This window comes from Variovorax brevis, from assembly GCF_030317105.1.
GTDB classification, from domain to species: domain Bacteria; phylum Pseudomonadota; class Gammaproteobacteria; order Burkholderiales; family Burkholderiaceae_C; genus Variovorax; species Variovorax brevis.
This window is the reverse complement of sequence record NZ_JASZYG010000055.1, coordinates 1-7196: the sequence shown is the minus strand read 5'-3', so window position 1 is coordinate 7196 and position 7196 is coordinate 1. Positions and strand designations below refer to the sequence as shown.

Below are 7196 nucleotides of genomic sequence, written 5' to 3'. Positions count from 1 at the left end.
CCATGACAAGTCGGGCCTGGGCCTGGGCCTTGCCATTGCGCGCAGGAGCATCGAGGCCGACCTTGGCACCTTGACCGTTCGGGACGTGCCCGGCACCGGTTGCGTTTTCACGATCCGGTTGCCGCGCCACTCGCTCCGGTGACTCTGGCCTGCGCCACGCTTGTGCGTGCCTGGCGCCATGGTCCTGCGCAGTGAGGGCCGGAGATGTCCGATGGTGCTGTCAGCTGCCTCTGGAGCAGCAAGTCCGGCCATATGCATCGAGCGACAAGGCGGTACATGGTCAGCCTGTTCCTGTGGATTGTCAGCCGGGCAGCATTCATCTCGTGGCCGGTCGTTCGGCTGAGCGTTCCGATCCAGGGAGATGACGCAGTAGCCAGTCGTCGGCTTGTGGCGAGCCGTCATGAGTCTCGGTTGACTCGTGCCGTCGCCGGTCTTGGGTGTCGTCCCCGCTCTCCGTGCAGCAAGTCTGCAGCGTGTGCTGTCACTCGCGCCCGCCGGCGTGAAGTCACGCTCAAGGGCGATTCCAGGCATCCGGATTTCTGGGAGAGCGCTGAGTCTTCAACCGGTCCAGGCGCACTGGAGGCATTTCGCGTCAGCGGTCTGCGACGCCGCACGTCCCGGGGCGTTTCGCGAATGCAGGCCGTGGATGTCAGTGCGGCCACCGTCGGCCGGCGTATTCGCCGGCAACGTGACATGTCCTGCGCTCACAGCCAGTGCGCAGGCATGTCCGGCGGCGTGCGTTTGACGGGTCGGGCACCGCAAGCCACGCGTCGACCCTGGCATCCCCCAGCGAAAGAAGCAGTGGCAGGCGGCGAGCCTGCCGCGATGCAAGACGCTGCATCCTGGGCTCTTCAGCAGCCCGGTGGCCACGACGGTCTGGTCCCAGGGACAACCCGCCGGCCACGACGTGGCCGAAAGCTTCGGCAAACGGGCCGGCATTGGTGAGCTGCAATCGGCATCCTCCAGCGGGTGGCGCTGTCTCGCGCTCGCTCACCGCCTTGCCCGTGCGGCGTCAAGCGCATCGCCGTGCGCCTGAGGCGCTGACACGCGCACTGCGCGTTGACGCATCGGGGCGATGCGCGCAGGGAGAAGTTGCATGGCACGGCCTTGCATGACCCGCGTCTTGCGCCCCAGCAGGGCCATCGCCTGGATTCCGGAGATGCCTTCGTGGATCGGGTTGAGGCGGTTGTCGCGGCAGAACGGTTCGACGATGCATTCACGGGTGGAGCCGTCGCCTCGTGCATTTGGTTCGCCAATTCGTGGGCGGCGAGGCCCTGTTGCGCGGTCCAGCTCCTGGCGATCGGCGTCAGGAATCAGCTGGACCGCTACCTGAACAACTCGCCGATGCTGCCTGAACTGAAGCGCGATGCCGACGGCGGCATCACGAGCTGCATCCAAGTACGACTGGCCTGGCCAGCACAAGGAATCGAACTGACGCCGCGCCGCAAGGAGAGGGCTCGCCGATGCCATCTGCGCGCATGACCCCACCCGGCGAAGCCTGGACGCCTGGCTGACTGTCGCGGCTTCGCCCGGTTCGAACCCCGCCTGAAAATACCGTCATGCGCTCCTGCGGTACCACGCGACCGCGTCATCGTCGACCGTTGTGGCCACCCGCCCGACATGAACGAGACAGTTGAGGCAAGCGATGGTTCGCCCGTGGCCATGCCGAACAGGGACATCCGGGCTTCATCGATCGGGCGACCGGACAGGGCAGCGAACACATCGACGGCGCGCTGTTGGCGACCCGGGCGTCGCCGCGGGTTTTTCGAGCGCGCGGTGGCGCGAAGAGGCCAGATCGTCGAGCCGCGCATGGAGCCCACAAGATCAGTCGTTGTAGGCCGGCAGCACCAGCACCTCATCCGGCACTTCGCGCCGGAACTTCGCGAGTGAGGCCAGCCAGTCGGCCACTGGATTGGCGTTGGGCGCGGCTGGAATCACGGACACGTTGGACGAAAGGCGTGGCAGCACCTGGTCGCCCGAGATGAACAGCTTCAACGCCGGGCAACAAAGGCAGGCGTGCTCGGGCGAGTGGCCTTGCCCGTGACGACGCGCCACACCTTGCCGTTGATGTGCAGCGCCATGCCGTCGCTCAGGCGCTCGAATGCGTCGGGCAGCGCGTGGATCTGATGGCCGAAGCGGCCAAAGCGTGGGCGGGAGGACTCGATCGCGTTGTCGCAGCCCGCCTTGCGATGGAGTCCAATCGCTTCGGGCGGCGTTTTGCGTCCGCTGTCCGATGCCATCACGCGGCGGGTGAGGTCTCCAGGCGCGTCATCCACCAACGCGCACCCGGTTGGCGCGTGAGACAGCCGGCCATGCCGGCATGGTCCGGATGCAGGTGCGTGACGTAGATTCTTTTCGGCGCCTCGCGCTTCGGAAGGCTGGCGAGCGACGCGCGCCAGACGCTGGCGGTCCCGTCGTCGCGCATGCCCGTGTCGACCAGCGCCCGGGTCGTCACCGTCATCCAGTGCCCAGAGGTTGATGGGGTCCAGCTTGAAGGGCAGCGGCATACGGATCCAGGGCACGTCCGGCGCCACTTCGGGGAGTTGCGCCCGCGATGGCGGCGCCTCGAAGGGGTATGTCAGGAGGGGTTTTGCATCAGAAGTCTTCGAGGGCCATGTCCGCGATCGCTTCAGCGCCCGCGACGATGCTGTCGCGCAGGCCGGGAACGCGGGTCAGGATGTGGTCGGCATAGAACCGTGCCACGCTGATCTTGCGGCGCATGAACTCCGGATCCTCGCCGGCCGCGAGGCGGTCTTCAGCGGCCAGCAGCGCGCGTCCCATCTGCCAGCCCGCGGCCAGGTTGCCCGCGAGCAGCAGGTAGGGCACGGAGCCGGCGAACACGGCGTTCGGGTCGGACCGGACGTGCGCAAGGATCCAGTCGACCACCTCGAGGAAGGCCTCGCGTGCCAGCGCCAGCCGCAGGGCCATGGCCTGTGCAGCCTCGCTGCGACGCTGGCGCAGCTCCGCTTCCACGGCCGCAATCTCCAGCGCAAAGGCGCGCGCCACGGTGCCGCCGTCACGCACCGTTTTGCGGCCGACGAGGTCGTTGGCCTGGATCGCCGTGGTGCCTTCGTAGATGGTCAGGATGCGCGCATCGCGATAGTGCTGCGCGGCACCGGTCTCCTCGATGAACCCCATGCCACCGTGCACCTGCACGCCCAGGCTCGTGACCTCCAGGCTCATTTCGGTGGAATAGCCCTTGACCAGCGGCACGAGGAACTCGAAGAGGGCCTGTTCGCGACGACGCACCTCCGCGCCGGGATAAGCGTGTGCCGCATCGCTGGCGGCGGCCGCGGCCATGGCCAGCGCGCGGCAGCCCTCGGTCTGCGCGCGCATCGTGAGCAGCATGCGCTGCACGTCAGGGTGGTGGATGATCGGCGCCGCGCCGGGAAGCGACCCGTCCACCGGGCGCGACTGCACGCGTTCCCGCGCGTAGGCCGCGGCGAGCTGGCAGGCGCGCTCGGCCACGGCGATGCCCTGCAGGCCCACCGCGTAGCGGGCCGAGTTCATCATCACGAACATGTATTCCAGGCCGCGGTTTTCCTCGCCCACCAGGTAGCCGGTGGCGCCGCCAGCGTCGCCGAACTGCAGCACCGCGGTGGGGCTGGCCTTGATGCCGAGCTTGTGCTCGATGCTGACGCATTGCACGTCGTTGCGATCGCCAAGCGTGCCGTCCACGTTCACGAGGAATTTGGGCACCACGAACAGCGAGATGCCCTGGACGCCCTCGGGCGCGCCGGGCAGCCGCGCGAGCACGAGGTGGACGATGTTCGCTGCCATGTCGTGCTCGCCGTAGGTGATGAAGATCTTCGTGCCGAACACCTTGTACGTGCCGTCGGACTGCGGCTCGGCGCGCGTGCGCACCAGCGCGAGGTCGCTGCCGGCCTGCGGCTCGGTCAGGTTCATGGTGCCGGTCCATTCGCCCGAGACCATCCGCGGCAGATACAACGCCTTCAATGGTGGCGAGCCGGCCGTCAGCAGCGCCTCGATGGCGCCGTCGGTCAGGATCGCGCACAGGGCGAAGCTCAGGTTGGCGCTGTTGATCATTTCGGAGCACGCGGCCGCGATGGTCTTGGACAGTCCCTGGCCACCGAAGTCCACTGGATGCTGCACGCCCTGCCAGCCGCCTTCGCCGAATTGCCGATAGGCATCCGCGAAGCCCGGGGTCGTCGTGACGCCGCCGTCGGTCCACCACGAAGGTTGCCTGTCGCCGGCGGCGTTGAGCGGCGCGACCACGCCTTCGGCGAAGCGCGCGCATTCTTCCAGCACGGCTTGCGCGGTGTCGATGCCAGCGTCCTCGAAGCCGGGCAGCGCCGCGATGCGCTCGATGTCGGCCAGTTCGGTCATGCAGAACAACATGTCCTTGACGGGGGCCTGGTAGCTCATGAAGGTGTTCCTCGAAGGTGGTGCGATGAAGTTCTCCGCGTGGCGCGTCTCGGCCGGCTCGCGTGGAGCACGAAGGCGGGGATGGGGGTACGACTGGAATTCTGGGTGCCGGCAGCCCCAACTTTCCCCTCCTTGACGGAGGGGCGCGGGGACGGCGACGCCCGTTTCTGGCAATGATTGACGGCATCGTTGCCGATGGTGATCTTCATGACCTGGAGAACGAGTTGCTCCGCGCCTGGTCTCCGGGCATCCGGATCTTTCGCGCCCGGGGCCGGGCGCGGCCATCACCAGCGCACTCGAAACCATTTTGAGACGGGACGCTCGACAGTGGGCGGCCCCGAACCCGTCCCGAACGTCGGGTTCAGCGTGTGGCGACTGGCTGGCGCCGACCCTGAAGTGACATCCGCATTCCCGGTTTCGCCGCCGCAAAGCTGCCGGTCGAACCGGCACACGGGCACCTGAAGGTGGCCCCACGGCGGGGGCAGACGTCTTTCGCGGTCCGGTACAACAATCGGAACCGGGAGTTGATGCCGCAGCAGGCTCGCGTCTTTGCTACGAGGTCTTTCGCAAGCCTGCCTTGCCTGGCTTTTTCGCCGCTGGGGCTTTGCTTGCAGTTGCAGGCGCCGCAGCCGCTGTCTTTCCGAGGCTGCGCTGCAGCAACTCCGTCAGGTCGACGACGTTCGCGCTGCCCGGCGCACCGGAAGAGGCGGGGTCTGTCTTGTCCACTTGTTCGACATGGCCCGCCACGGCCTTCGATTCGACGAGCTTCATCACTTCTTCCTGGAATGAATCACGGAACTGATCGGCGCTCCATGTTGCGCTCATCTCATCGATGAGCTGTTTGGCCATTGCCATCTCGGCTTCCTTGATGCCTGCGGCCTCGACGCCTTGGGGTGGCAACTGCAATGCCTCCCATGAGCGGATCTCTCCGCCCCAGCGCAGCAGGTTGAGAACGAGTGCGGGCCCGCAGGGCATCAGCAGCGCCAGATGCTGCTTGTTGGCGATGACGACCTTTGCGACGCCCACCTTGCGCGTCGCGGCCAACGCTTCGCGCAGCAGCGCGTACACCTTCTGCCCGCGGTTGACCGGGGCCGTGTAGTAGGGCTTCTCGAGATGGACGAACGGGATGTCGTCGATCGGAACAAATGCTTCGATCCCGATCGTCTGCGTCGTCTTGGGATAGGCGGCCTCGATCTCTTTGGGCGAGAGCAGGACGAAGCGCCCATCTTCCCACTCGATGCCCTTGACGATGTCAGCCATCGCAACTTCCTTGCCGCTCTTCTTGTTGATGCGCTTGTAGCCCACCGGGTCCATGGACCGCTTGTCGAGCATCTTGAAGCTCAGGTCGCTTTCGTCGGTCGCGGAATACAGTGCGATGGGCACGTGAACCAGGCCGAAGCTGATCGCGCCCTTCCACAGGGATCGTGTCGATGTCGGCGCCTTGCCGGCATTCGGGTCGCGTTTGGGTTGGGGCGGGGCAGGAGGTGTCTTCTTGGTGGCCATGGGCTTTCCGGAAGTTTGGAAATTGGCAGTGACGGATGGCCGGGTTCCGGTCAACGCGGTGACGTCATGGGCGCTTCGAGCGCATGGCGGCGGCAATGGTCCAGGCAGCCTCGTTCGTGCGATGCCCCCAGGTCGACGACGCTCGTCCATGGCCACGGCGGTGCATCGATGACCTTGGAATGACTCGACAAGAGCTCCTTCCGCCACACCTTGCGCGTTGCCGCGTCCATTTGGCGTGCGTGGGCTGCGCCGACCACGCGTGCCAGGCAACAGGCAGCCGTCGTCGCTTCATCGACGTTCAACGGACCGAACTCCGAGCTTGAGGTCCTGTGAGAGCAACCCACGCACGGACACCGATCGGCGCAAGAGCCGCCCCGCATGCATGCGGCTGCCGGGGCAGGGAGACATGGACTGGGCGCCTTGCACCACGCGCGCGGCGTTGTCGTCGGGCATCAGCCCTTCGTGCCGGTCGTGCGGTGCGACCGCAGCGACGGCTTCCTTGACGTCCAGCAGGCAGAAGTCCCGGCCGCGCGTGACGTTGTTCGCTGCATCCATCAAGACGGCGTAGCGCAGGCGCCCGAGCGAACTGCAGCCCTTGATGCCGCGCACGCAGGCGTGTTCCGATCGCGTCATCTTGGCGTTGCGGGACGCCGTCAGGTGGGGAGCTCGTCGTGCGGCGGTGCACTTGCGGGAAGAGGGCGCGCGCGAACGTCTTTCTGGGTAGGCATGCAGTTTTCGATGTAGCCTGGCACAGGGGAATGGTGCGCAAATCACGCACCAGTTGGAAAATGATCTCGCGCGCAATCGCGCAGTCCCTGTAGGTCAGCACGTGCAATGCGCGTGGTCCTCCGGTCGTGTCAAAAGACCCAACGGCGAGCGCCACACCAGCATGGCGGGAAGACACCGCAATCCCTGAATAAGGGCGAGGACTGGCCCTCGCGCTCATCCGCGAAGGGACGGTGTCGTTTGCCGTGGCGAAGCGGTATCAAAGCTTGCAAATATCGACGCATTGGGCTGCCAAGTGGACCGGTTTGGCCACTTCATGGGGCGCGCATCGAAAGATGACAAGGCGGCCATTGGACTACGTGATTCTCAGGCCCGTCCCACCTCATCCAATGGCGGGCCCACCTAGTTTCGCTGCTTGACTATGAGACATCCCTCTTGCCTCTTCGTCGCTTGAATCGACGATGGAGGATCGGCCGCTTCGCGGTCGCGACCCAACGACCTCAAATGCGCCGCAGCAGCGGCGCGTGCGAGCATCTTTCTTTCCGCGGGGCCTCTCGAGCGAAAGCACAGGGGTTTCGCAT

At 66.2% G+C, this 7196-nt stretch carries 8 protein-coding genes; 2 read left to right on the top strand and 6 right to left on the bottom strand.

The window, feature by feature from the left end; translation table 11 throughout:
• Together QTI66_RS39045 and QTI66_RS39040 are read left to right on the top strand one after the other, a co-directional pair.
• Positions 1-142, top strand: a 142-nt coding sequence (locus QTI66_RS39045; RefSeq protein ID WP_353506297.1) for an ATP-binding protein, incomplete at its 5' end; no start/stop codon positions are given.
• 1025 nt (positions 143-1167) lie between these two features.
• Positions 1168-1482: a hypothetical protein gene (locus QTI66_RS39040; RefSeq protein WP_286565750.1), complete on the top strand. Its 315-nt coding sequence runs from the start codon at positions 1168-1170 to the stop codon at positions 1480-1482.
• A 342-nt stretch (positions 1483-1824) separates the two neighbouring features.
• Here the strand turns inward: QTI66_RS39040 and QTI66_RS39855 are convergent, their stop codons facing one another.
• The 6 genes from QTI66_RS39855 to QTI66_RS39010 form a co-directional block, all read right to left on the bottom strand.
• On the bottom strand, positions 1825-1995 hold the full coding sequence (locus QTI66_RS39855; protein ID WP_353506296.1) for an MBL fold metallo-hydrolase: 171 nt from the start codon (positions 1993-1995) through the stop codon (positions 1825-1827).
• Positions 1992-2243: a hypothetical protein gene (locus QTI66_RS39030; protein ID WP_286565749.1), complete on the bottom strand. Its 252-nt coding sequence runs from the start codon at positions 2241-2243 to the stop codon at positions 1992-1994. The genes QTI66_RS39855 and QTI66_RS39030 overlap by 4 nt, the downstream gene beginning before the upstream one ends.
• Positions 2240-2461: an MBL fold metallo-hydrolase gene (locus QTI66_RS39025; protein ID WP_286565748.1), complete on the bottom strand. Its 222-nt coding sequence runs from the start codon at positions 2459-2461 to the stop codon at positions 2240-2242. Before QTI66_RS39025 ends, QTI66_RS39030 begins: the two co-directional genes overlap by 4 nt.
• Before the next feature lie 134 nt (positions 2462-2595).
• Entirely contained in the window at positions 2596-4386 is a 1791-nt protein-coding gene (locus tag QTI66_RS39020; protein WP_286565747.1) for an acyl-CoA dehydrogenase, read from the bottom strand.
• A gap of 552 nt (positions 4387-4938) precedes the next feature.
• A complete protein-coding gene (ku, locus tag QTI66_RS39015; RefSeq protein WP_286565746.1) occupies positions 4939-5889 on the bottom strand; it encodes a non-homologous end joining protein Ku in 951 nt (316 codons plus the stop codon).
• Between the two features lie 288 nt (positions 5890-6177).
• The gene (locus tag QTI66_RS39010; protein WP_286565745.1) at positions 6178-6522 is read right to left on the bottom strand and encodes a DUF2252 family protein; all 345 of its coding nucleotides are present in this window, start codon (positions 6520-6522) and stop codon (positions 6178-6180) included.
• Between the last annotated feature and the right edge of the window lie 674 nt (positions 6523-7196).

Bases quoted from the DNA above. Each gene is read 5' to 3' on its own strand.
- QTI66_RS39010 (WP_286565745.1), bottom strand. From the start codon at position 6,522: ATGACGCGATCGGAACACGCCTGCGTGCGCGGCATCAAGGGCTGCAGT.
- QTI66_RS39020 (WP_286565747.1), bottom strand. From the start codon at position 4,386: ATGAGCTACCAGGCCCCCGTCAAGGACATGTTGTTCTGCATGACCGAA.
- ku (WP_286565746.1), bottom strand. From the start codon at position 5,889: ATGGCCACCAAGAAGACACCTCCTGCCCCGCCCCAACCCAAACGCGAC.
- QTI66_RS39025 (WP_286565748.1), bottom strand. From the start codon at position 2,461: ATGACGGTGACGACCCGGGCGCTGGTCGACACGGGCATGCGCGACGAC.